Below are 25,940 nucleotides of genomic sequence, written 5' to 3'. Positions count from 1 at the left end.
GAACGCATTCATCGTGTCCATGCACCTGTCGATTTTGAGCTTTCGCACCTTCGTTGCCGGCGAGCAGCGCGGTCGAATGATGTTGGGCAGTTAGCCCTCTCAATTCGCCAGACGCCCCCACTCAAAGGCAACGAGTTCAGCTCGTTGCCTTTTTGCATTTTTGGACCTGAATCATGTTCAATCTCAATTCCTTGACGCGGTGTTTGCTGTCCTGGCGGGCGAACGCGGGACAGCCGGACAACCTTTCGCTGTGGCATTTTTCGGCAGTCTTCGCCTGCTGCGCTTGTGTGGTCGGCTGCGACCTCACGCCAAGCGTCCTCTTCGTCGCGGATGGAAGCCCGCTTCGCCTGCTGCAACTGACCGACGCTCAGGGGGAATGCCCTGCGCCGCGCCGGGTCTGCTTCCTGGCGACTTGGGATGGACAGACAGCCCGTGGCTGCTGGGTGCGCGAGGAGGCCCACGTTCGCGTCGCTCTTTCCAATGAAGAGCGAACGGTGCCGGTGCGTGATTTTCGACCCACTGCATACGCCGAGTATCGACACGCATCCTTGAACTAGCCCCTGCGTATGCGGGCCTCGACGGAGGTTCTGCTGGGGTGGCAGGGCGTGGAGTCACTGCGGAGGTCTTGGGGCCTGCCATCACGCAGATGGATCAGGTGACCCGCAGAACGCCGCACTGGTGTCGCAGGCCATCGGCGTTTTCCGCCTCGTGCGGCCGGCGCCTGATTTATGACGGCGAGGACTTCAAGTTTTGTCTTCGCTGCCGATATCCGGACGTGGTATCGGGCCGTTGCATCGCTCAGTGCGACGCCGGCCCGTGGGCCAAGCCCTCGTCGACGCGTCTTCCTCTCAAGAAAGTAGAGCCATGAATCTGCGAAATCTCAAGATCGGTGTGCGCCTTGGCGGCGGGTTTGCTGCCATGCTGCTGCTCATGGTGTTCATCTCCGGCATCGGCATCCTGCGGCTCGATGCCGTGGCTGGGTCGACCTCCGTCATGGTCGAGGAGGCGCTGGTCAAGGAGCGCCTGGCCAACCAGTGGGCCAACCTGCTCGGCCCCAGCATCGTCCACTCCTTCGGTCTGGCGAAGGCCGCCGACCCCGAGAACGAGGCCTATTTCAAGAAGAATCTCGGCGAGGGCATTGCATCGATCAACCCGGTGCAGCAGCAGATGGACAAGCTGCTCACCGAGCCGGAAGAACGCAAGCTCTTCCAGGCCGTGGCGGACGCGCGAAAGCTGGTGCTGGAGCACCTGGCGGGCATCAACAAGCTGAAGGCCGCCGGGGATCGCGAAGGCGCCAGCAAGCTCGCCGATACGCAATACCAGGCAGCCCTGGTCGTCTACAAGCAGGCGGTGAACCATATCGCCGACGCCCAGCGTGCGCGGATCGACGTCATGGCGGGTGAGATCCAGCAGAACCACCGCAGCGGCCGGCTGATGCTGATCATCCTGTCGGGCGTGGCGGTGCTGGTCGGTGCGCTGTTCGCGTGGCGGCTGACCGTCGGCATCGTGAAGCCGATGCGTGGCGCGGTCGAACTGGCGGAGAAGGTGGCTTCCGGCGACCTCAGCACCCAGGTGAGCGCGGGCTCGCGCGACGAGGTCGGGCAGTTGCTGACGGCGCTGAAGTCGATGAACGACAGTCTGTACAAGGTGGTGGGCGAGGTGCGCAATGGCACCGACACCATCGCGACGGCATCGAGTCAGATCGCCTCCGGCAACCAGGACCTCTCGTCGCGCACGGAGCAGCAGGCCAGCTCGCTGGAGCAGACGGCGGCTTCGATGGAGGAGCTGACCTCGACGGTCAAGCAGAACGCCGACAACGCCCGCCAGGCCAACCAGCTCGCCGTATCCGCCTCGGAAGTCGCCGTTCGCGGCGGCAGCGTCGTGAGCCAGGTGGTCGACACGATGGGTTCGATCAACACCTCGTCGCGCAAGATCGTCGACATCATCGGCGTGATCGACGGCATCGCCTTCCAGACCAACATCCTGGCGTTGAACGCGGCCGTAGAGGCTGCCCGCGCTGGCGAGCAAGGTCGCGGCTTCGCCGTCGTCGCATCGGAAGTTCGCAGCCTGGCGCAGCGCTCGGCCGCGGCAGCCAAGGAAATCAAGGGCCTGATCGACGACTCCGTGGGCAAGGTCGAGGTGGGCAGCCAGCAGGTGGCCGAAGCCGGCAAGACGATGGAAGAGATCGTGACCAGCGTGAAGCGGGTGACCGACATCATGGGCGAGATCACCGCCGCCAGTCAGGAGCAGACCTCGGGCATCGAGCAGATCAACCAGKCCATCACGCAGATGGATCAGGTGACCCAGCAGAACGCCGCACTGGTGGAAGAGGCCGCCGCCGCCGCCGCATCGCTGCAGGAACAGGCGGGCAGCCTCTCGCGGGTCGTTGGCGTCTTCCAGCTGGGCGGTCCGCAACGCGCGCGCGCCTGACCCCCGTTTCCCTTTTTCCAGAGACGTCGCTCACCCGGCAGCGGGCCGCGCCTGGTCCGGTTGCGTGTAGTCGCACACCCCCTCGGGGAAAATGCGCCTGAGCTGCTCGACTTGCTGCGCACTGGGCGCCGAATTGCCATAGGTGCCGTCAGCCAGGGCCTGGTCCAGCGGCTTGAGGGTGCAGCGGTAGATGCCGCCCTCGATGGGCGCACCGGCCACGGTGCGCGACGTGCCGTAGAGCGGGAAGGCCTGCGTGCACGCGCCCGCGGGCTGGCTGTCCAGGATGCCGCCCCACACGCCGGCCCCCGCGCTCATGCGCTGGCCCTGCAGGTCGAAGCAGGCGTCCTCCGCCTCGGCAGGCTTGTTGCCGGCGATGCCGTCCGCGGGGTTCCTGCGCATGTTCGCGAGCCACTGGTCCATCACGTCGAGTGCTTGCATCGACTGGCTGGCCTTGGGCGTGCCGGGCATGGTGTTGGTGAACCACACGACCAGGTTGTCGCTGTGGCCCATCTTCTGGAGCACGCGCCGGCGCACGGCGAAGGACTGGTGGCTGTTGTGCATGTCCAGCTCGCGCTCCATGTACTGGCGATGATCGATGGCCGGTACGTCCAGGCGCCCCGTGAACACATGGCCCGAGGCGTAGGCCGCCCGCATCGCGATCGGGTCGCCCGCCGTGCGCGGTGCCGGCGCATCGGCCGCGGCCAGCCGCATGTTGCGCCGGCTCCAGGGGTCGAAATAGCCGGGCTGGGATAGCGCCTTGCCGATCTCGGCCTGCGTCGTGCCGAAGAAGGGGAAGCCTTCCTGCACCATGGCGCTCGGATGCTTCCAGCCGCCCACGTGCCAGTTCAGGTGCACGAACTCGTCCATCGCGATGTGGCCCGCCAGCAAGGACTTGAGGCCGTACTGCACGCCCACGTTGTCCCAGGTCGGCCGGGCCGCGCCGTTGGCGTCCACGCCGTAGACGTTGCGCAGGTCGTCGTAGTGGGTCCAGCGGATGGCCGCGATGTCGCTTTGCGGCTCGTACAGCTGCTGGTTGGGCGCCTGGCCGTACCAGGGGTTCATCGACAGCGGCGTGAGGCCGCGCCAGGCCGGCACGCACTCGGTCGTGCCCTTGGCGGTGCTGTAGCCCAGTGCGATCTTCAGCGGCGCGAGCGCATCGTTCACGCGCGTGTTCGGCCCGCCGTCGGGGTTCTCCTCGGCATTCATGCCCACCAGCCAGCTGCGGTTCTTGGTCACGCGCCACTTGCCGTTGGCGCGGTCGGTCGCGTCCATGTAGTGCTCCAGCAGTTCGCAGTCGCCCACGTGGATGGTCTGCGTGACCATGTCGGGGTAGCTCTGTACGGGCAGCAGGCCGTCGAGCACGCCGGGGTTGTTCTGCGCGATCATGTACTGCTGGATCGCGCCGCCCGAGCCGCCCAGGCCGACGGTGTAGAGCGGCACGCCGTAGCGCTCAATGAAGCGCTCCTTCGTCATCATCGCGGTCTCGCCGGCCAGGTTCATGTTGTAGTGCGTGCCGGTGTTGTTGCCGCTGGAGTGCACGATGGCCCAGCCGCGGCCGAGCACGTCGAGGTTCATCGAGCCGCCATGCACCGTGCCCTGGCTGTGGCCGATGGCCACGCCGCCCTGGAACCAGTACAGCAGCTTGCCGTTCCACAGCGAGGTGTCGGTCTGCGTGCCGTTGTCGGCCGCCGGCATGGGCGCCAGCATCGCGATGCTGTAGAGGAAGCGGTTGATGCTGCCGATCTCGCGCCGCACGACGAAGTCCACCGTGCGCCCGTCCGCCAGGGTCGCCTGGGCCATGTCGGACGGCCGCGAGCCGTCGGCCGGCAGCGGCATGAGCCCGCCCGCCGTGCTGCGGTACTGGTAGCTCACGAAGGTATCGATCGAGCAGTCGCGGCTGTAGCCCAGCAGGGTGCTCTGGGCATCGCGCACCGGGTAACCCGGCGGCGAGGCGCTGTCCACCCGCGGCTGCCTGCCCACCGCCCCCTGGATCGTGGTGCAGACGAAGGGCGTCTGCTGCGGCCCGGTGAACATCGGACCCGTGATCGGGTGGTTGGTCAGCGTGAGTTGGTCGCGCGGCGGGCCATTGCCGCTCCGATGGCGGACCTCCAGCGTGTTGGCCCCCAGCTTCAGGCCGCCGATCACGCCTTCGAGGCCGGCCGCGGTTTCGGCGAGCGTCACATCGAGGCGCATGCCGTTGAGCCACAGCTCGAGCTGGTCGCGCAGGCCCGGCGCGGCGCGCACCTCGATGCGCGCATCGCCGCCCGAAACGTACTCTGGCGCGCTCGACAGCACGCGCAGGCGCACGCTGTTGCCGTTCTCCTTGTCGTTGAGCACCTTCGCCTGCTGCGCGGTGCTGCTCTCGGCGCTGACTTTCGCACTGCCCGTGCCGGCGCTTGCGCCCGATCCGGAGCCTCCGCCACCGCTGCTCCCGCCGCAGGAAGCCAGCAGCACTGCACACACGGCCCATGCGGCCGCCAGACCTTTCTTGGATGTCATTGCGTCTCCTCGGGGCCCACAGGCCTTGTTGTTGTTGTTGCCAGAGCCGGACGCGCCGGCCCTGAGCCTCGGATCGTCCGCGTACGAACGCGGCGGCGCAGAGATTAGATCTTTTTGCTTCGCATGACCATAGGCCATAGGCGCTGGCTTCGAGGCCGTCCGACCTTGGACCTGGATACCTCAGAGGCGACCATGAAACACCCACCCCGTCACGTGTGCCCTGCGTCTCACGCGCTTTCCAGCCAGGCCAGTGCCTTCGCCTCCTCCGAGAAAGGGAAATGCCGCACTTCGGCCGATGTGAAGTGCCTGCCGAGCAATTCGGCCATGTCCGCAAAGTGACTGTCCGTCGCGATGGCTACGCGTTCGACCTCCTTGTGGTGTTCTCGGACGAAGCGCATGTGCGCGGCGAAGCCCCCGAAACTCTCCCACCCGGGAAAGCCCTTGGAGTGAATCAGCACGCCTCGGAGTTTTGCGTGGTCGGAGAGATAGTCATTGACCGCAGCGCCGGGACCGGCGAAATCCTCTTTGCTCAGCGGGGCGCTGGGTCTCAGCACCAAGATGCCTTCTGGCTGCTTCATCGAGTATTCGAGCATGTGATTCTCCATTGGCCCCTCACAGCAGGCCGGCAGCCGACCATTCTTGTACTGTTCGCCGGCACACACAAGGGAGCGGCGAATGACTCGGCTTCCAGGTGAAGAGGTATCGGGAACGCGAGCCCCTGATCAACCGCCAGGCGCGTCGACCTTGCGCCAGCTTGCATCTGGATTGAAGCGCGTCATGGTCTGGGGAGCGGTCTCGCCGCCGGGGCCGAGGTCCTTCTCGTACACCACGCCGTCGTGGTTGACGATGAAGCTCATCACGCCTGTGTCGCCGTAGCGGATCGGCCAGGCGATGAGGGCGAATCCGCCTCGCATGCGGTTGCCGATCACGTAGTCGTAGGCGCCACCCGGCGCGTCCTTGCCTTGAGCCTTGAGGATCTTGAAGTGGTAGCCGTGGTAGCCCTCGCCGCCTCTTTGCCCGGCATACAGAGGTCCGAGCGGACTCAGGTCCTGGCCGGTCGCGTCCGGCCAGTAGAGCCCATCGTGCCTGCCGGGAGAGCTCACGAACTTCTGCGCGTACTCGAGCACGCTGTTGCCGTCGCGGTCCTGCTGCGCGTATTCCTTCTGGGCGTCGAAGTACGCCAGCGCGGCCTGCATCGCATGGAGCTCGTTGCGGCCGATGCGACGAGTGCGCATGGCATCGACGCCCGCTCTCGGGTCGAAGCGCCAGCCGGCGGCGCTCTTCACGATGGGCACGGGCAGTGTCCAGTCTCCGGGGCCGGCGGCGAGCAGCGCCATGTCCGGCTGTTCGAGCACGACCTTGTGCTGCTTGGCCCATGCGCCGAGGAATTCATAGACGTCATCCTGATCGACGGTGCCCTCCGGCACGAAGCGCCGCCATTCGGGTCCGAGCACGCTGCGCAATGCCTCGACGTCGCTGCGCGACAGGGCATCGACGAAAGCCTGCGCCGCGGCATCGGGCGTGGGAAAGGCCTTTTGCGCGAATGAAGCGACCGAGGCGAGCGACAGCGCCACGGAGGCCGCAAGCGTCTTCAGGGATAGGGCGGCGAAGGACATCGTCCGGACTCCCGAACAGGTGGATTGCGTCATGTGGGCCTCCCATTCAGCGACGACCGCCGCCGCCGCCGCGCCCGCCGCCGCCGCCGCCGCCTCCGCCCATGCGTGCACCGCCGCCTCCGCCGGAACTCATGCGGGCGCCGCCTCCACCACCGCCCATGTGCGAACCGCCGCCACCCATCTGTGCCCCCCCGCCTCCGCCACGGTTCTGTGACATGGACTGGCGACTCGCGTCGCCGCGACTGGTCTGCTGACGGGTCTGGCCACCGACATCGCCCGAACCCCGCAATGCGTTGTCGCCGCCGCTGTGCTGCGTCCGCGACAGTCCCTGGTCGGCACCACCGCGCCCGCCCGCGCCGCCGCGGTCGCCTGCTCCGGCTCCTGCTCCTGCTCCTGCTCCGGCTCCGGCTCCGGCTCCTGCTCGATCGCCGGCCCGATCACCAGCGCGGTCACCGGCTCGGCTGCCGGCCCGGTCGCCCGCGCGGTCACCGGGGCCCGCACCCGCTCGATCGCGGCCGGTGTCTCGCGCAGCCGCCTGCGCGCGCTCGCGAGTGCCCGGGTCGTTGCGCAACTGGTTTCGGCCCTGGGCCGGGTCCATCCCGCGCTGCTGCAACTGGGATTGCGCCTGCTGGCGCTGCGCGTCACGAGCAGCCGTATCGCGTCCGCGGAAATCGTTGCGCTGGTTCGCGCCGCCGACGTCCTTGCCGAACTGTTGCCGGCTTGCCGAGTCCCGGTAGGGAACGCCGCGCCGGTTGCCCGCGTTGTGCTGGAAGTTCGTCTGGTTCGCAGCGAGTTGCCGGTTGGTGTTCACGCTGTTGTAGCGGTTCACGTTGACGTTGACGTTGCCGCCTCCCCAGTTGCAGTTGCCCCAGAGCGCCGCCGTGGCGGCGACACCGATACCGAAGGCGATGCCCGTCGCCAGCGCCGCGCCGGGGTAGTAGCCGCCGTAGTAGCCATAGTAGTAAGGCGCCGGCGGGTAGTAGTAGGGCGGATAGGCCGGATAGGGCCAGGCGCCATACACCACGGTCGGGTCGTACGCCGGCACATACACCACCTCCGGGTTGGTGGGCTCGATCTTGATGATCGTCTGCTGCGTCTGGGGCTCCTGCTCGACGATCACCTTCTGCTGCTCGGTGCTCTTGAGGCTGCCTGTCTTCTGGGCCTGGCCGCGCAGTCGCTGGGCGGAGTCGAGAACGTCCTTGGACGAGGCGAGGAAGGCATCGCCCAGGTTCTGCACCCAGTCAGGCTGATCGCCCATCGTCTGCAGCACCTGCGGGAATGCCACGAGCGACTGCACGCTCGGGTCCCAGGGCTGGTTCGCGACCATCTTCAGCGCCGCATCGCCCTTCTGGGTCGGATTCGCCTTCGACCATTTGGCCGCATCGGCGACGTCGGCCGGATAGGTCGAGGCCATCAGAACCTGCGACAGCAGTTCGTCCGGATACAGCGCGATGGGCGCCATCATCTGGTCGAGCTGCTCCCTGGAGAAGTTCGGCGGTGACTGCGCGCCCGTCAGGGCCGGGAGCAACGAAGCGGCGAGCATCACGGCACGCACGAATCGGATGGTCATTGCACGCATATTCCCTCCAGAGATCCAAGATGTTCGCTCTCGACCGAACCAGAAACGGCGAGACGCCTCTGACACGACGCTGGGGAAAATTGTCTGCCCATCACGCATGCTTGTGAATTGACGTTTGTCAGTTCCTGGACCGGCGGCAGGCACATGGATCGGCCGGTGACGTGGCAATTCGTCTTGATCGACTCGAGTTTCCGGGCGGGCTTCGGCTTCGGCCCAAACCGCGGCCCTCGTACCGAAATGCAACGTCGGTATTTGCCCTCGCCCCTCTGGTTGTGGCGTACGCTGCGGCCATCGACAATTCAACCTTGCCTGCGCTACTACCCACAACCTACTGGAGGTCGCAATGCAGATGATGAAAGCCGCAGTGGTCCATGAGTTCGGCAAGCCGCTTGTGATCGATGAAGTGCCGGTGCCGGAGGTGGTGCCGGGTCAGGTGCTGGTGAAAGTGGCGGCCTCGGGCGTCTGCCACACGGACCTGCACGCCGCCGACGGCGACTGGCCGGTCAAGCCATCGCCGCCCTTCATTCCCGGTCACGAAGGCGTGGGGCATGTGGCGGCCGTGGGCGCCGGCGTGAAGCATGTGAAGGAAGGCGACCGCGTCGGCGTGCCGTGGTTGCACACCGCCTGCGGCCACTGCGAGCACTGCATCACTGGCTGGGAAACCTTGTGCGATGGGCAGCAAATGACGGGCTACACCGTCGACGGAGGCTATGCGGAATATGTGCTGGCCGACCCAGGCTACATCGGGCACCTGCCGGCCAATCGCGGCTTCTCCGAGCTCGCGCCCATTCTCTGCGCCGGGGTCACGGTCTACAAGGGGCTCAAGGTGCTCGACTGCAAGCCAGGCGACTGGGTGGCGATCTCCGGTGTCGGAGGGCTGGGCCATCTGGCGGTGCAGTACGCCAAGGCTATGGGCTTCCATGTGGCGGCGGTGGACATCGACGATGCCAAGCTCCAATTGGCCAAACAAGTAGGAGCGGACATGGTGGTCAACGCTACCCATGCCGATCCGGCCAAGGAGCTTCAGCGCGAACTGAAGGGCGCGCACGGCGTACTCGTCACGGCGGCCTCGCGCGCCGCCTTCTCGCAGGCGCTGGGCATGCTGCACAAGCGGGGAACGATGTCGATGGTCGGATTGCCGCCGGGCGACTTCGGCCTGCCTATCTTCGATATGGTGCTCAACGCAAAGACGGTGCGCGGCTCTATCGTGGGCACTCGCAAGGACCTGCAGGAAGCGCTGGCCTTTGCCGGCGAGGGCAAGGTGCATACCGTGTACAGCGAGGACCGCATCGAGAACATCAACCTGATCCTCGATCGCATGCGCAAGGGCGAAATCGAGGGTCGGGTGGTGCTACGGCTCACCGACGAGCCGTAGTGGCGCGCGCGCAAACGCATTGAGGATGCGCTGGGGGCCGCCGCAAGCCTTCAGCCCACCGACCCCGGCGGCATCAACACCTCCCGCTGCGCCACGACGGTCTCGCGCAGGAAATCCCACACCACCTTCATGCGCGCGAGATGCCGCGTCTCGGCCGGCACCGACATCCAGAAGGTGCGCGTGAAGCTGGCCTCGGCCGGCAGCAGCCGGCGCAGCGACTTGTCGCGCCCCGCGATGAAGGCCGGCAGCACCGCGATGCCGGCACCGGCCAGGGCGGCCTGGTGCTGCGCGAGGATGCTGGTGCTGCGCAGCGCGAACGAATCGGGCTTGTAGAGCTCGTCGAGATACTGCAGCTCCTTGCTGAACAGCAGGTCGTCCACGTAGCTGATGAAGGTGTGGCCGCGCAGGTCTTCGCGGGTGCGGATCGCGCCGCGCCGCGCGATGTAGTCCTTCGATGCGTAGAGGTGCAGCACGTAGTCGGTGAGCTTGGTCACCACCACGGGCCCGCGCGCCGGGCGTTCGAGCGAGATCACGATGTCGGCCTCGCGCCGCGACAGGTGCACCAGGCGCGGCATGGCGAGCAGGTCGATCACGAGCTTGGGGTGCGCTTGTGCGAACAGCGCCAGCTTCGGCGCCAGCACGACGGTGCCGAAGCCTTCGGTCGCGCCGATGCGCACCAGCCCCGACAGACCCTCTTGCGATCCCGGCGCGGCGCTCTCGACGGCCAGGAAGGCGTTTTCCATCGATTCGACCTGCGGCTGCAGCCGCCGGCCGGCCTCGGTCAGGCGATGGCCGTCGGCTTCGCGCGAGAAGAGGGCGGTGCCGACCTGCTTTTCGAGCGCCTGGATGCGCCGCGCCACGGTCGTGTGGTCGACCGCGAGCCGGCGGGCCGCGCCCACCAGCGTGCCCGAGCGCGCCAGCTCGAGGAAGAAGCGCAGGTTGTCCCAATCCATGATCTGCAATTATGCAGATCGGAGGTGCGAATTTGTCTATTGCCATCGCAAAAGTGCAAAGCTAGCATCACCCTGCTGCACCCCTATTCCCCAAGGAGACAAGTTCACATGGACGCCACCACCACGCCCGCGACCCAGGTCGCCACCGTCAAGCTGCTCATCGGCGGCAAGTTCGTCGAGTCGAAGACCACCGAGTGGCGCGACATCGTCAATCCGGCCACGCAGGAAGTGCTCGCCAAGGTGCCGTTCGCGACGCCGGCCGAGGTCGATGCCGCAGTCGCTTCCGCCAAGGAGGCCTTCAAGACCTGGCGCAAGACGCCGATCGGCGCACGGGCCCGCATCTTCCTCAAGTACCAGCAACTGATCCGCGAGAACATGGCCGAACTGGCCGCGATCCTCACGGCCGAACAGGGCAAGACCCTGCCGGATGCCGAGGGCGACGTGTTCCGCGGCCTCGAGGTGGTCGAGCACGCGGCCTCCATCGGCAACCTGCAACTCGGCGAGCTGGCCAACAACGTCGCCAACGGCGTCGACACCTACACGCTGCTGCAGCCGCTGGGCGTCTGCGCCGGCATCACGCCGTTCAACTTCCCGGCCATGATCCCGCTGTGGATGTTCCCGATGGCGATCGTCACCGGCAACACCTTCGTGCTGAAGCCCTCTGAACAAGACCCGATGGTCACGATGCGCCTGTGCGAACTCGCGCTCGAAGCCGGCATTCCGGCCGGCGTGCTCAACGTCGTGCACGGCGGCGAGGCGGTGGTCAACGCGATCTGCGATCACAAGGACATCAAGGCGATCTCGTTCGTCGGCTCGACCAAGGTCGGCACCCACGTCTACAACCGCGCCACGCTGGCCGGCAAGCGCGTGCAATGCATGATGGGCGCGAAGAACCACGCCATCGTGATGCCCGACGCCAACAAGGAGCAGACCCTCAATGCGATCGCCGGCGCGAGCTTCGGCGCCGCGGGCCAGCGCTGCATGGCGGTGTCGGTCGCGGTGCTGGTCGGCGAGGCCCAGAAGTGGGTGCCTGAACTGGTCGAGAAGGCCAAGACGCTGAAGATCGGCGCCGGCACCGAGAAGGGCGTCGACGTCGGACCGCTGGTGTCCTGCGCGGCCTATGAGCGCGTCAACGGCCTGATCGAACGCGGCGTGGCGGACGGCGCAACGCTGGCGCTCGACGGCCGCAAGCCGACGGTGCCCGGCTTCGAGAAGGGCAACTTCGTCGGCCCGACGGTGTTCGCCGACGTCAAGCCCGGCATGGTCATCTACGAGCAGGAAATCTTCGGCCCGGTGCTGTGCCTGGCGAACGCCGACAGCATCGACGATGCGATCGAGATGATCAACGCCAACCCGAWCGGCAACGGCACCGCGATCTTCACGCAGTCGGGCGCTGCGGCGCGCCGGTTCCAGGAAGACATCGACGTCGGCCAGGTCGGCATCAACGTGCCGATCCCGGTGCCGGTGCCGATGTTCTCGTTCACGGGTTCGCGCGCCTCCAAGCTCGGCGACCTGGGTCCGTACGGCAAGCAGGTGATCATGTTCTACACCCAGACCAAGACGGTGACCGAACGCTGGTTCGACGACAGCACCGCCCACGGCCTCAATACCACGATCAGTCTCAAGTGAGCTTAAGCTCGCCCCCAGGTTGCCCGCACTTCGTGTCGGGCGCCCACCCCCTGCCGGGGGCAACACCAGCGGCCCGGCGAAGCCGGTTCCGCGGTGGCACTGTTGCTCCCCCCCAGGTTGGGCTCACTTCGTGTAGCCCGCCCACCCCCCTGCCGGGGGCAACACCAGCGGCCCGGCAAAGCCGGTTCCGCGATGTTTCCCGATTAGGCTGTGAGCTTTTCGTCGGTTGCCATGAACTTTGAACTTTCGGAAGAGCAGCGCGCCTTTGCCCAGACGGCGCGCGACTTTGCACTGAACGAATTCGCGCCGCATGCGGCGCGCTGGGACGCCGAGGCGATCTTCCCCAGGGAAGCGATCGCCAAGGCCGGCGAGCTCGGCTTCTGCGGGCTCTATGCGCCCGAGAGCATCGACGGCCTGGCGTTGCCGCGCCTCGATGCGACGCTGGTGTTCGAGGAGATGGCCGCGGTCGACCCATCGACCACGGCCTTCATCACGATCCACAACATGGCGACCTGGATGCTCGGCACCTGGGGCGGTCCCGCGGTGCGCGCGCAGTGGGGCGCGGCGCTGACCAGCGGGCGCAAGCTGGCCTCGTATTGCCTGACCGAACCCGGCGCGGGATCGGACGCCGCATCGCTCAAGACGCGGGCTGAATTGCAGGGCGGCGAGTACGTCATCAACGGCGGCAAGGCCTTCATCTCGGGCGCCGGGTCGACCGATGTGCTGGTGCTGATGGCGCGCACCGGCGGCGGCGGCGCGGGCGGCATCTCGGCCCTGGCGGTGCCGGCCGATGCGCCCGGCATCCGCTACGGCAAGAAGGAGCACAAGATGGGCTGGAACAGCCAGCCCACGCGCACCATCGATTTCGACAACGTGCGGGTGCCGGCCGAGAACCTGCTGGGCAGCGAGGGCGAAGGCTTCCGCATCGCGATGAAAGGACTCGACGGCGGGCGCATCAACATCGCGACCTGCTCGGTCGGCGCGGCGCAGGGTGCGCTCGACGCGGCCCGGCGCTACCTGCACGAGCGCCAGCAGTTCGGCAAGCCGCTCGCGAGCTTCCAGGCGTTGCAGTTCAAGCTGGCCGACATGGCGACCGAACTGGTGGCCGCACGCCAGATGGTGCGGCTGGCCGCGAGCAAGCTCGATGCCGGCCATGCCGACGCCAGCACCTATTGCGCGATGGCCAAGCGCTTCGCGACCGATGCGGGCTTCAATGTCTGCAACGACGCGCTGCAACTGCACGGCGGCTACGGCTACCTGAGCGAATTCCCGCTGGAGCGGCTGGTGCGCGACGCGCGCGTGCACCAGATCCTCGAAGGCACCAATGAAATCATGCGCGTGATCGTCGCGCGCAAACTTCTCGAAGGCGATTGCGATATCCGATGACTGACTCCGTCGTTCTCTTCAAAGAAATCCAGGCCGCCAACGGCAAGCGCTTCGGCGTGGCCACACTCAACGCGCCGGCTTCGCTCAATTCGCTGTCCGTCGCGATGGTGCGGCTGCTGACGCCGAAACTGCGCGAATGGGCGGCCGATGCGAACATCGTCGGCGTGCTGCTCGATGCGGCCGGCGAAAAGGCCTTCTGCGCCGGCGGCGACCTGCGCCAGCTCTACCAGACGCTGCTGGACTGCGGCCCCGAGCGCAACGGGTACGCCGAGCGCTTCTTCGGCGAGGAATACGAGCTCGACGATCTGATCCACAACTTCCCGAAGCCCTTTCTCTGCTGGGGCCACGGCATCGTCATGGGCGGCGGCGTCGGCCTGATGGCCGGTGCCTCGCACCGCGTGGTCACGGCGCAGAGCCGCGTCGCGATGCCCGAGATCAACATCGGCCTGTACCCCGATGTCGGTGGCAGCTGGTTCCTGCGGCGCATGCCCGGGCGGGTCGGCCTGTTCCTCGCGCTGACGGCCGCCCCGCTCAATGCCGCGGACGCGCTCTTCTGCGGCCTGGCCGATCTGCTGGTGCCGCACGAGAACAAGGCGCAGGTGCTCGAGGCGATCGCCTCGGCCCCATGGCAGGCGGAATCGCAGGCCGACCGTGCCACGCTGTCCCGCGTGCTGGCACAGGCCGGCGAGGGCGCCGCGTTGCCCGCCTCGAAGCTGCGCGAGCACTTCGACACGATCAATGCGCTGATGGCGGGCGACGACCTGCTCGACATCGCCAGGCGCCTGCGCCATCTGCAAAGCGACGACCCATGGCTGCAGACCGCGGCGAAGACCTTCGCCAAGGGCGCACCGAGTTCTGCGGCGCTGAGCTTCGCCCTCTGGCAGCGCGTGCAGCGCATGTCGCTGGCCGAGGTGTTCCGGCTCGAGTACTGGGCCTCGCTGGGTTTCTGTGCTCACAAGGACTTCGCGGAGGGCATCCGCGCCGTTCTGATCGACAAGGACCGCAACCCGAAGTGGAACCCCGCCACGCTCGAGGAGATCACGCCGGCCTTCGTCGAAGACCATCTGCGCCCGCGCGGCGAGATGGCGCCCGAGCTGGTCGGGCTGACCTGAACACGAACACGCATTTCCACAAGAACGGAGACACGACATGAAGATCGCATTCATCGGCCTGGGCAACATGGGCGGCCCGATGGCCCTCAATCTGCAGAAGGCCGGCCACACGCTGAGCGCCTTCGACCTCTCTGCCGAGGCCTGCAAGAAGTTCGCGGCCGAGGGCCTGCCCATTGCCGCCTCGGCCGCCGCATCGGTGGCCGGCGCCGAGGTGGTGATCAGCATGCTGCCGGCCAGCGCGCACGTCGAAGGGCTCTACCTCGGCAGCGACGGCCTGCTCGACAAGATCGCCCCCGGCACGTTGGTGATCGACAGCAGCACCATCGCGGCCGCGACCTCGCGCAAGCTGGCCGAGGCGGGCGCCAAGCGCGGCGTGGCGGTGATCGATGCGCCGGTGTCGGGCGGCACCGGCGGCGCCATCGCGGGCACGCTGACCTTCATGGTCGGCGGCTCGGAGGCCGACCTCGAACGGGCCCGTCCGGTGCTCGAGAAGATGGGCGCCAACATCTTCCACGCGGGTGCCGCGGGCGCCGGCCAGACCGCCAAGATCTGCAACAACATGCTGCTCGGCATCCTGATGATCGGCACCTCCGAGGCGATCGCGCTGGGCGTCGCCAACGGGCTCGATCCGAAAGTGCTATCGGAGATCATGCGGCGCAGTTCGGGCGGCAACTGGGCGCTCGAAAAGTACAACCCGCTGCCGGGCGTGATGGAAAACGCGCCGGCCTCCAAGGGCTATGCGGGCGGCTTCGGCACCGACCTGATGCTGAAGGACCTGGGCTTGGCGCAGGAGAACGCGGCCGCGGTGCGCGCTTCGACGCCGCTGGGCGGACTGGCGCGCAACCTGTATGCCGCACACAGCCTCGGCGGCCATGGGGCGCTGGACTTCTCGAGCGTGATCAAGCTGGTGCAGGCGAAGCCGGTCTGAGCGGGCCCCCAGCGCCCTCAAGCAGGGCCTGCAGGTCGGTGGCCGGCCTTCAATAGCCCAGCGTCGGGTTGCGCCGGGCCTGGTCGCGCCGGCGATCCTCGCGCACGGCGTCGCAGCGCGGATGGCGCGTGTACGCCGGCTGGTCGCAATGCGCGGCCTCGCAGCGCGCGGCGGAGAAGAAGTTGAGGTTTTCGCAGCCGCGCCGAGGATCGAGGGCCGCCCTGGGCGTCGGCATGGCGACGCGCGGCGGCTGGCGGTGCAGGGGCGGCGCGGGCGCTGTCGTCGGCGCGGCCGAGCCTGGCGGCGCTGCAGGCGGGTCGGCGCCCACCTCCGACTCGCCCGCCGCCAGCGACGACGGCAGCGGCACGGGTTCCGGATCCTGGGGGGCTTGCTGCCGCGCAGACGCCGCGGGCGCGGGTGGTGCGACCACGGCCTGCGCGGCGTCGAACGCGTGCGGCGGTGGGACCTTGCGCGTCACATAGGCGACCCAGCCCCCGAAGCCGAGCGCGGTGGCGAGCAGCAGCAGCCCGAGGCCGGTCCAGAAGCCACGCGCTTCGGCCGGGTGCGCGGCCTGGGCCTGCCGGGCACCCGGCTCCGGCGAGCCGGTCAACCTTTTCGACCGCACGGCATCCAGCAGGGAAGGCCCGGTGGCGGCGAAGCGGGGCAGCTTGCGGGCACAGCCGTGGCAGAAATTCGCGGCGTCGCGGTTCTCGGTTTGGCAAGTGGCGCAGATCACCGGCATCGGAACTCCTCGGTTGGCGGGGGCAAGCCGTACTTTCCACATTCGGCCGCTTGATGTCTGCCAGCCGGCGCCTACGTGGTCCGGCACCGCCGGTGCCGGTCGTAGACTTGCAAGCCTGTGCCCCACTTCCGACTTCGGACGCTCGCCATGAACCGATCGACCCTTTCCGCCATCTCGATGGGCCTGGCGCTGGCCCTCGCTGCACCGGTGCTCGCCGACACCCTCAAGAAGCCCCAGCTCGACCGCCTCGCCGCGGCCCAGCAGGCGGCGCCGTCGGCGAGCTTTCGCGCCTTCCTGGCGCAAGCCGCGAAGGCCGATCCCAAGCTCCGGCCGAGCATTGCGGCCTATGAAGCGAAGCGGCCGCTCTCGGGAGACGACCTGACGCAGATCGCGCGCCTGCTCGGCCTCTACAACCGGCTGCACAACCAGAAGGCCGTGCTCGCGTCGATCGAGGCGATGGTGGCGATTCCGACCGTTCGCGACGACAAGGTGCCGCCGCACGAGAGCCCGCAGATCATCGAGTTCGGCCGCCTGATCGAGAAGATGGCCAAGGACTTCGGGCTGCAGTACCGCAATGTCGACAACCGGATCTTCGAGGTCAAGCTGCCGGGCCGCGGCCCCGACGAGTTCGGCATCCTGACCCACGCGGATGTCGTGCCGGCCGTGGCCGACGAGTGGGTGCTCGACGACGGCACCCGGCTCGATCCCTTCAAGATGACGCGCGTGGGCGACACGCTGTACGGGCGCGGCACCATCGACGACAAGGGCTCCATCGCCGCGGTGCTGTATGCGATGAAGACGGTGAAGGAAAGCGGGCTGCCGCTGGCCCGCACCATCCGCCTGATGATCGAGACCACCGAGGAGACCGGCGGCGACGCCATGAAGTACTACCGGGCGAAGACGCCGCTGCCCGAATACAACATCGTGCTCGACAGCAAGTACCCGGCGGTGGTCGCCGAGAAGGGCTCGGGCGCCCTGAAGGTCTTCTTCCCGGTCGAGGACGCGGACGGCAGCGGCGCGGTGCGCACGGCCATCACCGCGATGGCCGGCGCGTCGGCAGCCAACGCGGTGCCGCAGACCGCGACCGCCACGCTGAAGGGCGGCGATCTGGCGCAGGTGGCGACGAGGCTGGAATTCGTCAAGGGGCCGTTCCTCCAGAAGTACGAAAGCCAGGGCGGCAGGTTCGGCATCGACATCGCGAAGGGCGCCGACAGCATCGAGGTGAAGGTCACGGGCGTGTCGGCGCACGGCTCGCGCCCCGAGGAGGGCATCAACCCGCTGCCGCGGCTCGCGCTCTTCCTGCAGGAGTCCGGCGTCGTGACGGCGGGCAATCACTACACCAAGGCCGTCAGGTACCTGGTCGATCTCTATGGCACGGGCTACCTCGGCGAAAAGATGGGCGTGGGCTACAAGGACGACTTCATGGGGCCGCTCACGATGTCGCCCAACCTGATCCGCGAGAAGGACGGCAGGCTCGAAGTGACCGCCAATGTGCGGATGCCGCGCGGCAGCACGCCCGACCAGCTGACCGCCAGCATCAAKGAAAAGATCAGCGCCTGGGCCGCGGCGAGCCAGGCGCGGGCCGAGATCGACTACCAGCAGGGCGACTGGATGGCGCGCGATCCCAAGGGCGCGTGGCTGTCGACGCTGCTGAACATCTTCGGCGACACAACCGGCCTCGAAGCCCTTCCGGTGCCGACCGCGGGCAGCACCACCGCCAAGCTGATGCCCAACGCGATCAACTTCGGCCCGGCCATGCCGGGCAAGAAGTACACGGCGCACAACGCCAAGGAATACAAGGAGATCGCGGACCTCGATGCGGACATGCAGATGTTCACCGAGATGCTGGTGCGGATCGGGAACCTGAAGACGATGCAGTAGCCGGGCCGGGTGGGCGCCCTCAGATTTCGCGCCCCAGGCCCTGCGCGTGCAGCACGGCCTTCAGGCGCCGCACCTCGTGCTCCAGGTCGAGGATCAGCGCCGCCGCCTCGAGGCCGACGCCGAAGTCGCGCTCGAGGCGCCGGGCTTCGAGCGCGGATTGCAGGTCTGCGCCGTGGAAGCGCCAGTCGTCCGGCCGTTCGGCCGGCGTTTGCGATTCGATGATGCCGACCTCCACCAGTTGAACCACCCATTCGATCTGCGCGCCGCAGGCATGCGCGAGTTCGTTGGCGGCCAGGGGGTGCGAGGCGCTCAGGGTCGTGATGGACACAGAGGAAGTCATGATCGTCACACTCCGAGATGGCGGCGCGGATCGAAGGGCGCGGCCTGTGCGAGTTGCTCATAGGCCTTGCGCGCGGCCTCGGTGCTGGCCGGGGGCAAGGCGATCTCCAGCAGCAGATACAGATGGCCCGGCGGCTTGCCGGGCAGGCCGCGCTCCTTCAGGCGCAGCTTGAGTCCGTTGCGCGCATTGGGCGGCACCGTCACTTCGACCACGCCGCCGCCCGGCGTCGGCACCTTCACCTGCGCACCGAGCGCGCCTTCGGTCGGCGTGATCGGCAGCGTCATGTAGAGGTCGCGGTCCTCGATCCGGTACAGCTTGTGCGGCGAGATGCGCACTTCGAGATACAGGTCGCCCGCAGGCTCGCCGCCATGTCCGGGCATCCCCTGGCCGGCGAGGCGGATGTACTGGCCCGGGCGGACGCCGGCCGGGATCTTCACGCTGAGCGTGCGGGTCTTGAGTTCGGGGCGGCCATGGGCGTCGATCTCCTGCGAGCGCAGGGAGATCTCGCGCTCGGCGCCGTTGAGCGCATCCTCCAGCGTGATCTCGATCGCGGCGTGGTGGTCTTCGCCGCGCGCGCGGTAGTGGCGGCGCTCGGCGCCGCGACGCTCGGCGGCGCCGAACACCGACGAGAAGAACTCGCTGAAGTCCGCATGGTCGGCCGGGCCCTGGTTCGGGCCGCGATGGAACTCGAAGCCTTCGTCCCAGCCGGGCGGCGGCTGGAAGCTGCCGTCGGGCCTGCCGCCGCGCGCCACGTGGTCGGCAAGCTGGTCGTAGGCGGCGCGCTTCTCCTTGTCGCGCAGCACGTCGTTGGCCTCGTTGACGTCGCGCATGCGCAGCTCGGCGTCGGCTTCCTTGCTGACATCCGGGTGGTACTTGCGCGCCAGCTTGCGGTAGGCCTTGCGCACCTCGTCCTCCGAGGCTCCGCGCTCGAGGCCGAGTGTCTTGTAGTAGTCCTTGAAGTCCATGGTGGATCCGCGAAGTGGGCTTCAGGCGATGGCGGCGCCGCCGTCGACCTGCTGCAGCAGTGATCTGACACGCCATGCGGCGCCGTCCCGTTCGAAGCGCAGCGGCTGCGCGTTGCCCATCAGGCCCAGGTCGACCGGCACGCCGAGCAACGCCGCCAGCACGTAGAGCGAGCCGCCGTGCGCCACCACCAGCACCGGCGCCGGCTGCGCCAGCGCCTGCTCGAGCGCGGCGCGCTTTCGCTCGACGAACTCGGGCAGGGTCTCGCCGCCCTCGGGCGCGCAGGCCCAGTCGATGTGGGCGGAGGAGCTGCCGATCAGCGCGCCGAAGTGGCGCTCGCGCAGCCCCTCATGCACCAGCGGCGCGATCCCGTGCGGTGCCGATACGGTGTGCGCGGTGGTCAGCGCGCGATGCACGTTGCTGCTGACGATGCTGCGGATCGGCTCGCCGGCCAGCAGTTCGGCGGCGCGTGCCGCCTGCTGCAGGCCCAGTGCGCTGAGCGGCTCGTCGGCCGCCTGGAAGATGCGGCGCGCATTGCACTCGGTCTGGCCGTGGCGCAGGAAATAGAAATGGTCGCAGGCCGGGGCGAGCGGATGCGCTTCGGCGAGGGTGGCGAGCAGGCGGAGGCCGGGATTCATCGATTTCGGGTCTCGGGGTGAAGGGTTACAGCAGCCACTCGAACGGCAGCGTCTCGAGCAGTTCGATCCACGCCCGCTTGAGCGCGCCGGCGCCGGGCTCGGTGGTGTAGCGGGTCTCGCCCTGCGGGGTGCGGTCGATCCATTCCATGCCATGCCCATCCGGCTGGATGCGCACTTCGTAGGCCTTGGCCGGGACCGCGGTGTCGAGTTGCTCGGCCAGTCGGCTCGAGAGTTGCGGGCTGTCGATGATCACGCCCATCTCGGTGTTGAGCCGCGCCGACCGCGGGTCGAGATTGAAGGAGCCGACGAAGATCCGCTCGCGATCGACCGCGAAGGTCTTCGCGTGCAGGCTGGCGGCCGAACTGCCGGAGCTGCCGCTTCCCGGCAGGCCCCGGGCCTTGCTGTCTTCCTTGTCCGGCGGCGGCACCGCGTCGCCCGGCTTCAGCTCGTAGACCTGGACGCCGCCTTCGAGCAGTTCCTTGCGGTACTTGGAGTAGCCGGCATGGACCGGGCTGACGTCGGTCGCCGCCAGCGAGTTGGTCAGCACGCGCACCTTCACGCCCGATCTGGCCATCGTCACCAGCGACCGGGTGCCGTCCTTGCCGGGCACGAAGTAGGGCGACACCAGGTCCAGCTCGCGCCTAGGATGGCCGAAGGCCGCCTCGAGCTGCGGCGACATCTGCAGGTCGCGGCGATCGGTCGGCTCCAGCACCTTGGCCGGGTTGTCGTGGATCACGTGCGCAGTGGTCCAGTCGAGCGTGAGCCGGCCATCGTCGAGTTCGCGCACCAGCGGGGTCTGGCGCACCGCCTCGCGGTAGCGCAGCGCCTGGGGGTCCTGGTGCAGGGTGTCCCATCCCGCCTGCAGTTCGGCGCGGGCGTTCGCGGGCGGCGGTGCGAGCAGGCGCGCGGCCGGGTAGGCCGAGGCGCTGTTCCAGTACAGGTCGAAGGCGCTGGAGACCTCGCGCACCACGGGCCCGACCGCCATCACGTCGAGGTCCTGGAAGCCCAGCTCCATGTTGGCGCCGAAGTACTCGTCGCCGATGTTGCGGCCGCCGACGATCGTCAGCTGGTTGTCGGCGGTGAAGGACTTGTTGTGCATGCGCCGGTTGACGCGCGAGAAATCGAAGGCGAAGTCGCTGACCCGGAAGCCCCGGTTCGCGAACGGATTGAAGAGGCGGATCTCGATGTTGGAATGGGCGTCGAGTGCGGCCAGGGTCGTGTCGAGCCCGCTGGTGTTGGCATCGTCGAGCAGGATGCGCACGCGCACGCCGCGCTCGGCGGCCTCCCAGACGGCCTGCCACATCAGCTTGCCGGTGATGTCGTTGCGCCAGATGTAGTACTGCAGGTCGAGGCTGCGATCCGCATGGCGCGCGAGCAGGATGCGGGCGGCGAAGGCATCTTCCGCCGCCGCCAGCGCATGGATGCCGGAGCRTCCGGGATGGGCCGACACGGCGGGGCCGAAGGCCTTGGCCAGTCGGGTATCGCTCGTGCTGGCGACGGCCTGGGTCTCGGTCCGGTCGACGTTCGCGGGCAGGCTGGAGCAGCCCGTGACGAGCAAGCCGAAGAGGAAGACGATGAGGACGCGTGATGCAAAGGTGGACACGGCGCGTTTCCCGCAAAGAGTTCGGCCATTCTAGGCAGATCGGGGCCGGGCCCTGGCGCCGCTACAGCTTGGGAATGTGCAGCGTCTTGCTGACCATCAGCGTGCCCGAGAGCCCGAACAGCAGGCCGAGCGGGTGCAGCACCCAGGGCCCGATCATCCAGGCGCCGCCCCAGATCGCATCGCCGATGCGGCCCTGCCAGGCAGCCAGCGCCAGCACGCCGACCAGGACCACGCTGGTCGGAATCGGCGTGCCCTCGAAGTACTTGACCTTGTCCGCGCCCTCGGAGAGCGCTTCGGCCGTGACGTTGTAGCGCGCCAGGCGGCTGACGCCGCAGCAGACGAAATAGATCAGCAGCACGCAGTCCCAGCCACCGTCCAGGCCGGCGGCGAAGGCCAGGGCGGCCGGCAGCACGCCGAAGGAGATCACGTCGGCCAGCGAGTCGAGTTCGCGGCCGAGCGCCGAATGGGTCTGGCGCCAGCGGGCGATGCGGCCGTCGAAGACGTCGAACACGAACGCGGCCGGCGCCAGCGCCGCCGCCCAGAGGAAGTGCGCGAGCGACTGGCTGCGCATGTAGGCCATCGCGAGAAAGATGGCGCCGACGCCGCAGGCCGCGTTGCCGAGCGTGAACGCATCGGCCAGGTGGAAGCCGCGGATCATCGAGAAATGCTTGCGCGCGGGGGCGGGGGCTGGAGTGGGCATGGTGGCTTCCGTGGACAAACTGCGACGCACCCGAGCGTAACCGGGCGGACGCGGGAAGGCGCATTCCGATGCCGCGCGGGAGGCCGGTTCCGCCAGGCCCCTCCGCGCCCGGTCTTGCGCGCTCAATAGGCCAGCTGCAGCGGCGCACCCACGCGCTGGGCCTCGATGTCGGCGCGGTGGAAGGGCAGCGGATGCCATTTCTTGGCCGAGAACAGCGGCAGCTGGTCGTAGGCGTGCGGCGACGCCGGATCGCTGCTCTGGCCATAGGTCAGCAGGCCTTGCGCCACCGGGCCGCGCTCGTCGAAGCCCACGGTCTGGATGTAGCTGCTGCCGTAGTTGATGTTGTAGCCCTTCGGGTCGAGCGTGGCCTGGCCCTGGCTTTCCACCTTGTTGAGCACGCCTTCGAACTCGTCGCCGCCGGGGATCGTGACCTTCTGCCCGCGCACCATGCGCGTCTGCACCTCGGCCAGCGGAGCGTCGACCGTGAAGCCGGCCACGCGCACGATGCCGACCGCATCGCCGAGCGCCTTGAAGACGGCATCGCGCGTGGCCGGCGTGGCCATCTCGAGGCCGCTGGGCGTGACCACCGGACGGGCCGGATCGAAGGGCACGCGCCAGACCTTCGGCACCTCCTTGGCCTTGCGCCAGAATTCGCGGAACAGCGGCGCGCCCTTGGAGGCGCTGTTGCTGGTCCGGTCCCAGGCCGCGAGCACGCGGCAGCCCTGCGCCTGGTCCGGCGTTAGCGCCGCGGCGTTGGCGCCGCAGGCCGCGGCAAGATCGTCCATCACCAGCATGCCGGCGAGGTTCCTGTCGCGGAAGATCACGCTGCGCAGCTCGGCGCCGCCCATCTTGTTGCCCGCGAGGCCGTCGCTGCCGGCGAGCCGGCTCTCGATTTCCATGATGCCGCTGCGGGTGCGCAGCCGCTGCGTCGTGCCCGTGAAGCCGACCAGCGGCGAGATGCCGGCCGGCGGCGCGATGCGCGGGTTGCTGAGCCAGAAGCTGTCGTTGCTGTTCTGCACCCAGTCCGGCGTCACGATCACCGGCATGCGCGCCGGCGGGATCGCGCCGGGCATCGCGGCGGCGCGGTCGCGCGTCCAGGCGCAGGCCGAACGCGAGCCGTCGARCACCGGCAGGCCGGCCGCGGCGAGCAGCGCAGCGGCGGCCGGCGACGGGGCGCAGGACTTGAGCAGTTCGGCCGACACGTCGGGCACCACGGACAGGTCGGCGTACATCGCATTGCCCTCGCGGTCGGCCGCCAGGGTGTTGATCCACGGAATGCCCTGGTTGCCCATCGCGGCGCGCAGCTCGGCCACGTTGCGCGCCAGCGCCATCTGCATCCAGCTCTGGGCCGAGCGCGTGTTGAGCGTGTTGACGTCGCGGATCGCGTAGGCCTTGGTGGCGCCCCAGTCGAGGCCGGCGCGCGGCATCGAGATGACCGGCCCCCACTCGGTGGCATAGAAGGTCTTCTGCGCCGGCGGCGTGCCGGCCTTGGCCGAAGCGGCCGGCAGCACGACAGTCCTGGCGGTCATCTTGCGCGGCTGGCCATCCACGATGTAGACGGTCGGGTCGGCCGGGTCGAGCTTCAGTTCATAGAGCGTGAAGCGCTTGCCGGTCGAGACGGTGTGGGTCCAGGCCACGTCTTTGTTGAAGCCGATCGACACCACCGGGCTCAGGCCGCCGGTCGCGCCCATCACGTCGAGCTTGCCCGGGATCGTGAGGTGCAGCTCCCAGAAGCGGTTGGTGCCGGTCCACGGGAAGTGCGGATTGCCGAGCAGCAGGCCGCGGCCGTCGGGCGTGGCGTTGCGGCCGAAGGCCCAGCCATTGGAGCCGAATTCGCCGCCTTCGGGATTGGCGTTGAAGCTGTGGCGCGAGATCTCCGCCACGGCCTGCGGCAGGTCGACTGGGGCGGCCGAGGTCTTGGTGCCCGGCGCCGGCGGCGCGGCGGCCAGCACTGCACCGGCCAGCGCGCCGATGCCGCCCTGGATCATCGACATCTCGGTGGCGCGCGCCAGGTCGGCCTGCGTCATCGGCCGTACCCAGGGCTTGCCGCGGCAGGCCTCGGGCAGGCCGTTCGGACCGGCGTCCTGCAGATAGCGGTTGTAGCCGGCGACATAGCCGCTCAGCGAGGCGCGCACGTCGGGCTTGAGATCGGCGGCGGCGCGTGCGAGCGCGGCGTCGTCCATGTGCGCGCGGATGAACAGGTCGATCTGCGCGTTCGGTGCGCGGCCCAGGCCGAGCTCGCCCGTGCCGTCGGCGCCGAGGAACTGCGAGCGCTCGCCGCGCACGGTCAGCAGGTGCTCGGCGGTCTGGCAGACGTTGTCCTGGGCATGGGCGTAGCCCACGCCGTAGGCGACGCCCTCGTAGTCGGGCGCGGTGATGTGGGCAATGCCATAGGTGGTGCGTTCGATCGTCACGCTGCGCGTGCCGGGGGCCGGCGTGCTGGCGCAGCCGGCGAGCAGGGCGGCGAGCGCGAGGGCAACGGCGCTGGAGGCGCCTGGAGCGCAGCGCGGGCTTGTCATGGCATTCATGTATCGAGGCTTCGGAGTGGAAACGAGCCGTCGATTACATGTTGCGGGCCCCCGACCGCGATACGTGCTAACCCGGGGGCGCTGTCGCCAAGGCGTCGTGGGCTTCGGCGATCCGGGCGAAGCGGCCGAGCAGCTGTGCCGCCGCCGCGGTCGCGGCCACGCGTTCGCGCAGCGCCGCCGGGTCGCTGCCCTCGGCGCGCAGCGTGTCGGCCAGGTGGTCGACGTAGCCGCGCATGATCTCGGCGTCGAACTCGGGGYGGAACTGCAGGCCCCAGGCGTTCTCGCCGACCCGGAAGGCCTGGATCGGCTCGAAGGCATTGCCCGCGAGCCGGACGGCGCCTTCGGGCAGCCGCAGCGCGCTTTGCCGATGCACGACCTGGGCCTCGAAGCGGGCCGGCAGGTCGTGCATCAGCGCATCGGCGGCGGCCTCGGGCCGGAGCTCGACTTCGACCGTGCCGATCTCCAGGCCGCCCGGGTGATCGCCGGCTTCGCCGCCGAGCGCATCGGCCAGCAACTGGTGGCCGAAGCAGACGCCCAGCACCGGCGTGCCGTGGCCGACCAGCTGTGCGAGCCAGGCGCCGGTGGCCTCGCTCCATGGCTCGCGGTGCGAGACCATCGCATGCGAGCCGGTCACGATGGCGCCCGAGATCTCGGTGGGCGCGGGCAGCTTGTCGCCGCGGCGCGGATCGAGCACCACCACCGGCAGCCGGGTGTCGCCGAGGCCGGCCGCCATCCAGTGTTCGAAGTCGCCGCGCTGTTCGCGCAGGGCGTCGAAGGTGTCGCCGACCTTGATGATCGCGAGCGGGCGAGGGGGAATGTTTTCCATCCCGCCATGATGCCGGATTCCGTCCGTGCGTCAGGTGGGCGCGGGCAGCGGCCTCAGTTGTTTTCCAGTGCCTCGATGGCGGGCGGAACGCGCCGCGCGACCGCCGCCACCAGGTCCTGCCGCTGCGGGGCCTCGCGCCAGCGCAGGCGCGTGCCGGTTTCCCATTCCGGGTGGCTGCGTGCCGGCTGCGCGGCGCGCACCAGGTCCGCGAG

General features: G+C 68.5%; 21 protein-coding genes. 8 read left to right on the top strand and 13 right to left on the bottom strand.

Annotated elements, in window-relative coordinates:
- Nucleotides 1-173 precede the first annotated feature (173 nt).
- Together AC1D2K_RS06145 and AC1D2K_RS06140 are read left to right on the top strand one after the other, a co-directional pair.
- Nucleotides 174-557, top strand: a complete 384-nt coding sequence (locus AC1D2K_RS06145; protein WP_478087135.1) for a hypothetical protein — start codon at nucleotides 174-176, stop codon at nucleotides 555-557.
- Nucleotides 558-864: 307 nt separating this feature from the next.
- Nucleotides 865-2,430 (top strand): methyl-accepting chemotaxis protein, encoded by a 1,566-nt coding sequence (locus tag AC1D2K_RS06140; protein ID WP_478087133.1) that lies wholly within the window; start codon nucleotides 865-867, stop codon nucleotides 2,428-2,430.
- A gap of 30 nt (nucleotides 2,431-2,460) precedes the next feature.
- Here the strand turns inward: AC1D2K_RS06140 and AC1D2K_RS06135 are convergent, their stop codons facing one another.
- From AC1D2K_RS06135 to AC1D2K_RS06120, 4 genes are all read right to left on the bottom strand, one after another.
- The gene (locus tag AC1D2K_RS06135) at nucleotides 2,461-4,929 is read right to left on the bottom strand and encodes a DUF6351 family protein (RefSeq protein WP_478087131.1); all 2,469 of its coding nucleotides are present in this window, start codon (nucleotides 4,927-4,929) and stop codon (nucleotides 2,461-2,463) included.
- Nucleotides 4,930-5,156: 227 nt separating this feature from the next.
- Nucleotides 5,157-5,522 carry a SpoIIAA family protein gene (locus AC1D2K_RS06130; RefSeq protein WP_478087130.1) on the bottom strand — a complete coding sequence of 122 codons (366 nt, stop codon included), beginning with the start codon at nucleotides 5,520-5,522 and terminating at the stop codon, nucleotides 5,157-5,159.
- A 129-nt stretch (nucleotides 5,523-5,651) separates the two neighbouring features.
- Nucleotides 5,652-6,545 (bottom strand): DUF2950 domain-containing protein, encoded by an 894-nt coding sequence (locus AC1D2K_RS06125; protein WP_478087128.1) that lies wholly within the window; start codon nucleotides 6,543-6,545, stop codon nucleotides 5,652-5,654.
- 46 nt (nucleotides 6,546-6,591) lie between these two features.
- Nucleotides 6,592-8,115: a DUF3300 domain-containing protein gene (locus AC1D2K_RS06120; protein ID WP_478087127.1), complete on the bottom strand. Its 1,524-nt coding sequence runs from the start codon at nucleotides 8,113-8,115 to the stop codon at nucleotides 6,592-6,594.
- 352 nt (nucleotides 8,116-8,467) lie between these two features.
- Between AC1D2K_RS06120 and adhP the strand changes: the two genes are divergently transcribed.
- Nucleotides 8,468-9,499: an alcohol dehydrogenase AdhP gene (adhP, locus tag AC1D2K_RS06115; RefSeq protein ID WP_478087125.1), complete on the top strand. Its 1,032-nt coding sequence runs from the start codon at nucleotides 8,468-8,470 to the stop codon at nucleotides 9,497-9,499.
- A gap of 50 nt (nucleotides 9,500-9,549) precedes the next feature.
- Here the strand turns inward: adhP and AC1D2K_RS06110 are convergent, their stop codons facing one another.
- Complete coding sequence (locus AC1D2K_RS06110; RefSeq protein WP_478087124.1) at nucleotides 9,550-10,452, bottom strand: LysR family transcriptional regulator; 903 nt, start codon at nucleotides 10,450-10,452, stop codon at nucleotides 9,550-9,552.
- A 108-nt stretch (nucleotides 10,453-10,560) separates the two neighbouring features.
- Here AC1D2K_RS06110 and AC1D2K_RS06105 point away from each other — a divergent pair, with 108 nt between their 5' ends.
- The 4 genes from AC1D2K_RS06105 to mmsB all read left to right on the top strand — a co-directional run bounded on the left by AC1D2K_RS06105 (nucleotide 10,561) and on the right by mmsB (nucleotide 15,507).
- Nucleotides 10,561-12,081: a CoA-acylating methylmalonate-semialdehyde dehydrogenase gene (locus AC1D2K_RS06105; protein WP_478087122.1), complete on the top strand. Its 1,521-nt coding sequence runs from the start codon at nucleotides 10,561-10,563 to the stop codon at nucleotides 12,079-12,081.
- Nucleotides 12,082-12,312: 231 nt separating this feature from the next.
- The gene (locus AC1D2K_RS06100) at nucleotides 12,313-13,467 is read left to right on the top strand and encodes an acyl-CoA dehydrogenase family protein (RefSeq protein ID WP_478087121.1); all 1,155 of its coding nucleotides are present in this window, start codon (nucleotides 12,313-12,315) and stop codon (nucleotides 13,465-13,467) included.
- Nucleotides 13,464-14,579, top strand: a complete 1,116-nt coding sequence (locus AC1D2K_RS06095; protein ID WP_478087120.1) for an enoyl-CoA hydratase/isomerase family protein — start codon at nucleotides 13,464-13,466, stop codon at nucleotides 14,577-14,579. The genes AC1D2K_RS06100 and AC1D2K_RS06095 overlap by 4 nt, the downstream gene beginning before the upstream one ends.
- A 37-nt stretch (nucleotides 14,580-14,616) precedes the next feature.
- Nucleotides 14,617-15,507, top strand: coding sequence for a 3-hydroxyisobutyrate dehydrogenase (mmsB, locus tag AC1D2K_RS06090; protein WP_478087118.1), 891 nt, complete (start codon nucleotides 14,617-14,619; stop codon nucleotides 15,505-15,507).
- Between the two features lie 49 nt (nucleotides 15,508-15,556).
- On the opposite strand, the gene AC1D2K_RS06085 is transcribed toward mmsB, so the two are convergent.
- Entirely contained in the window at nucleotides 15,557-16,249 is a 693-nt protein-coding gene (locus tag AC1D2K_RS06085; RefSeq protein ID WP_478087117.1) for a hypothetical protein, read from the bottom strand.
- Between the two features lie 147 nt (nucleotides 16,250-16,396).
- Between AC1D2K_RS06085 and AC1D2K_RS06080 the strand changes: the two genes are divergently transcribed.
- On the top strand, nucleotides 16,397-18,130 hold the full coding sequence (locus AC1D2K_RS06080; protein ID WP_478087116.1) for a dipeptidase: 1,734 nt from the start codon (nucleotides 16,397-16,399) through the stop codon (nucleotides 18,128-18,130).
- Between the two features lie 19 nt (nucleotides 18,131-18,149).
- Here AC1D2K_RS06080 and AC1D2K_RS06075 read toward each other — a convergent pair whose 3' ends face one another.
- The 7 genes from AC1D2K_RS06075 to AC1D2K_RS06045 all read right to left on the bottom strand — a co-directional run bounded on the left by AC1D2K_RS06075 (nucleotide 18,150) and on the right by AC1D2K_RS06045 (nucleotide 25,728).
- On the bottom strand, nucleotides 18,150-18,470 hold the full coding sequence (locus tag AC1D2K_RS06075; RefSeq protein WP_478087114.1) for a chaperone modulator CbpM: 321 nt from the start codon (nucleotides 18,468-18,470) through the stop codon (nucleotides 18,150-18,152).
- 5 nt (nucleotides 18,471-18,475) lie between these two features.
- Complete coding sequence (locus AC1D2K_RS06070; RefSeq protein ID WP_478087113.1) at nucleotides 18,476-19,435, bottom strand: DnaJ C-terminal domain-containing protein; 960 nt, start codon at nucleotides 19,433-19,435, stop codon at nucleotides 18,476-18,478.
- Between the two features lie 21 nt (nucleotides 19,436-19,456).
- A complete protein-coding gene (locus tag AC1D2K_RS06065; RefSeq protein ID WP_478087111.1) occupies nucleotides 19,457-20,071 on the bottom strand; it encodes a histidine phosphatase family protein in 615 nt (204 codons plus the stop codon).
- A 25-nt stretch (nucleotides 20,072-20,096) separates the two neighbouring features.
- Nucleotides 20,097-21,674, bottom strand: a complete 1,578-nt coding sequence (locus AC1D2K_RS06060) for a phospholipase D family protein (protein WP_478087109.1) — start codon at nucleotides 21,672-21,674, stop codon at nucleotides 20,097-20,099.
- A 61-nt stretch (nucleotides 21,675-21,735) separates the two neighbouring features.
- On the bottom strand, nucleotides 21,736-22,374 hold the full coding sequence (locus tag AC1D2K_RS06055; RefSeq protein WP_478087107.1) for a CDP-alcohol phosphatidyltransferase family protein: 639 nt from the start codon (nucleotides 22,372-22,374) through the stop codon (nucleotides 21,736-21,738).
- 122 nt (nucleotides 22,375-22,496) lie between these two features.
- On the bottom strand, nucleotides 22,497-24,902 hold the full coding sequence (locus AC1D2K_RS06050; RefSeq protein WP_478087106.1) for an acylase: 2,406 nt from the start codon (nucleotides 24,900-24,902) through the stop codon (nucleotides 22,497-22,499).
- 67 nt (nucleotides 24,903-24,969) lie between these two features.
- Complete coding sequence (locus tag AC1D2K_RS06045) at nucleotides 24,970-25,728, bottom strand: glutamine amidotransferase (RefSeq protein WP_478087105.1); 759 nt, start codon at nucleotides 25,726-25,728, stop codon at nucleotides 24,970-24,972.
- Between the last annotated feature and the right edge of the window lie 212 nt (nucleotides 25,729-25,940).

This window comes from Variovorax sp. P1_H12_2 (assembly GCF_056405335.1).
Note: the sequence above shows the minus strand (reverse complement) of the source record. Positions and strands in the feature narration are given on the sequence as shown.